The sequence below is a fragment of the Novosphingobium sp. genome (assembly GCF_036820275.1).
Lineage (GTDB): Bacteria > Pseudomonadota > Alphaproteobacteria > Sphingomonadales > Sphingomonadaceae > Novosphingobium.
This window is the reverse complement of the sequence record NZ_DAISLT010000022.1, coordinates 94,031-95,313: the sequence shown is the minus strand read 5'-3', so window position 1 is coordinate 95,313 and position 1,283 is coordinate 94,031. Positions and strand designations below refer to the sequence as shown.

Sequence of the window (1,283 nt, the reverse complement as noted above, 5' to 3'; positions counted from 1 at the left end):
CCGCCTGGTGATCGAGGTCAGGGAGGCGATGAAGGAGGGCAAGGCCCGGGTCGTGCCGATCCAGGTGCCTTCGGAATCCATCCTCTATCCCTCGCCGCCCGACATGGGCTGGCTGGACGGGAAGATCCGCATGCTCTGGACCGAGCGTGGCTACAAGCAGCAGGCCGTCTACCTCGCCGATCCTGCGACCGGCGCAGCGAAGATCATCGCGCATGAGGCGGTGAAGCCGGTCGTCACCGTCACGTCGAGCATGATCTTCCCCTCGCCCGAACTGGGCGGCGAACTCTCGATCTCCGAGCGGACCGGCTGGGCGCAGCTCTATCTCGTTACGGCCGACGATCCCGACGGCGGCAAGCCACTGACCACCGGCGAATGGGAAGTCCTTACCGTCGACAACGTGGCCGAGGACAAGTCCTCGCTGGTCGTCACCGGCGTCGGGCGCGAGGCGGCACGCAATCCCTACTGGCGCGCGCTCTACCGCGTTCCCGCCAAAGGCAGCGCGCTCACCGAACTGACACCGGAACCGCTCGACCACAACGCCGCGGTCTCGCCCGACGGCAAATGGATCGTCGACCAGATGTCCAGCCCGACCTCGCCCACCCGCGCAGTGCTGCGCGACGGCGCGACCGGGCGCATCGTCAAGGAATTGGCCAAGGCCGACGACAGCCGCCTGCTCGCCACCGGCTACACCGCGCCCGAGCCGTTCCAGGGCCTGGCGGCGGACGGCAAGACGCCGATCTACGGCATGATCTACCGTCCGGCGCACTTCGATCCGAAGCGCCGCTATCCGGTGATCGACAACGTCTATACTGGCCCCACGACTACCGACGTTCCCGCCACCTGGAGCGATGCCCGCCGTGTCTCCGGCAACAGCGTCGCGCAGATCGGCGCGATCGTCGTGATGATCGACGGCACCGGCACCTCGCGTCGCGGCCAGAAGTTCCGCCTCCCCGCCTTCCAGAACCTCGGCGAAGTGGGGCTGGACGATCACATCGCGCTGATCCGGCAGATGTCCGCCCGGTACCCCTACATGGACGTCAGCCGCGTCGGCGTGTTCGGCGGCTCGGCTGGCGGCTACGACACCGCGCGCTTCGTCCTGCGCCGTCCGGACTTCTTCAAGGTCGGCGTCTCGTCCTCAGGCAACCATGACCTCCGACTGGACAAGACCTGGTGGCCGGAAGTCTCGATGGGCCATGCCGACGAGGCAACCTGGGAGCGCAATTCCAACATGTCCGTCGCAGGCCAGCTCAAGGGACACCTGCTGCTGGTCCACGGCGATATCG

The 1,283-nt window shown here is 67.3% G+C and carries 1 protein-coding gene; it reads left to right on the top strand.

Annotated elements, in window-relative coordinates:
• Positions 1-28 precede the first annotated feature (28 nt).
• On the top strand, positions 29-1,283 hold a 1,255-nt coding region (locus V7066_RS17275; RefSeq protein WP_334184223.1), incomplete at its 3' end, for a S9 family peptidase.